We start from the raw sequence: 2007 nt of genomic DNA on the forward strand, positions 1-2007 counted from the left end.
ACCCGCATCGCATCTTTCGATGCGATGCGACCTCCCCCGCAAGCGGGAGAGGGAGCACAGCTACTTCAGGGCCCCGATCACGCCTAACGTCATCATAATCAGGTTCCCATCGCCGGCCGCGGAAATCCCTCCCCTCACGGGGAGGGATTTTTCGTACCCGCCATTGGTCGGGCCTGTCCCATCGGCGCCAAACGACTAAGATCGCGCAAAAAAGCGCGGCGACGCGAACACGACCACGAGGAGGACGAGCTTGGCACCTACACCCAAGGGAGACAGCAAGGCAGACAGCTATGTCTGCGGCATTTCCGATATGCCGCTGCTCGGTGAAACCATCGGCCGCAGCCTCGACCGCGCACGGGCGCGCTGGGGCGAGCGCGAGGCGCTGGTCTCGCCGAGCCACCATGTGCGCTGGACTTGGAACGAATTCGCCGAGCGCGTCGAGGCCTTGGCGGCGGGCTTTCTCGCGCTCGGGCTGCAACGCGGCGAGCGGATCGGCATCTGGTCGCTGAACCGGCCGGAATGGACGCTGACGCAATTCGCCGCCGCGAAAGCCGGACTGATCCTCGTCACCATCAATCCGGCCTATCGCCTCAGCGAGCTGGAATTCGCGCTCGGCAAGGTCGGCTGCGCCGCGATCGTGACGGCGACCGCATTCAAGACCTCGGCCTATATGGAGATGCTGAACACGCTGCTGCCCGAGCTTGCGAGCTCCGAGCCCGGCCATCTGCGCTCGGCGCGGCTGCCGCAACTGCGCGCCGTGATCCAGATCGGCGGACCGGCGGCGCCGGGCACCATTCCGCTCGATGCGGTATCGCAGATGGGAGGCGAGCGCCATCGCGAGCAGCTTGCGGCGCTCGGCGAGAGCCTGCAATTCGACGATCCCGTCAACATCCAGTTCACCAGCGGCACCACCGGCTCGCCCAAGGGCGTGACGCTGACCCATCACAACATCCTCAACAACGGCTACTTCACCGGCCGCGCCATGCGCCTGACCGAGCAGGACCGCATCTGCATTCCGGTGCCGCTCTATCACTGCTTCGGCATGGTGATGGGCAATCTCGCCTCGGTCACGCTCGGCACCACCATGGTCTATCCCGGCGAAGGCTTTGATCCGCTGGCGACGCTGACGACGGTCGCGCAGGAGAAATGCACGACGCTGTACGGCGTGCCGACCATGTTCATCGCCGAGCTCGATCATCCGGAGTTTTCCCGCTTCGACCTGTCCTCGCTGCGCACCGGCATCATGGCCGGCGCGCCGTGCCCGATCGAGGTGATGAAGCGCGTCAACACCGAGATGAACATGGATGAGGTGACGATCGCCTACGGCATGACCGAGACCAGTCCGGTGAGCTTCCAGAGCGCGACCGACGATCCGCTGGCGCGCCGCGTCTCCACCGTCGGCCGCATCCATCCGCATGTCGAGGTCAAGGTCGTCGACCTCGACGGCAAGATAGTGCCGCGCGGCGAACGCGGCGAGCTCTGCACCCGCGGCTACAGCATCATGCTCGGCTATTGGGACGAGAAGGAAAAGACCGGCGATGTGCTCGACGCCAATGGCTGGATGCACACCGGCGACCTCGCCGTGATCGACGACGAAGGCTATTGCAACATCGTCGGCCGCATCAAGGACATGGTGATCCGCGGCGGCGAGAACCTCTATCCGAGGGAGATCGAGGAATTCCTCTACCGCCATCCGAAGATCCAGGACGTGCAGATCTTCGGCGTCGCCGACGAGCGCTATGGCGAGGAGCTGTGCGCCTGGGTCAGGATCAGGCAAGGCGAAACGCTCACCGCCGACGAGGTCCGCGCCTTCTGCCAGGGCCAGATCGCCCACAACAAGATCCCGCGCTATGTCGAGTTCGTCGACGAATTCCCGATGACGGTGACCGGCAAGATCCAGAAATTCGTGATGCGCGATGCCGTGGAGCAGCGGCTCGGATTGAAGGCGGCGAAGACGGCGTGATGCCGTTCTTCTCCCTCTCCCGCTTGCGGGGGAGGGTCGGGGTG

1 protein-coding gene is annotated in these 2007 nt (G+C 64.8%); it reads left to right on the top strand.

Annotation, left to right across the window (positions count from 1 at the left end; genetic code table 11):
* Positions 1–250 precede the first annotated feature (250 nt).
* On the top strand, positions 251–1963 hold the full coding sequence (locus AC1VNY_RS42320) for an AMP-binding protein (RefSeq protein WP_482409642.1): 1713 nt from the start codon (positions 251–253) through the stop codon (positions 1961–1963).
* The last annotated feature ends 44 nt before the right edge of the window (positions 1964–2007 follow it).

This window comes from Bradyrhizobium ferriligni (genome assembly GCF_056837965.1).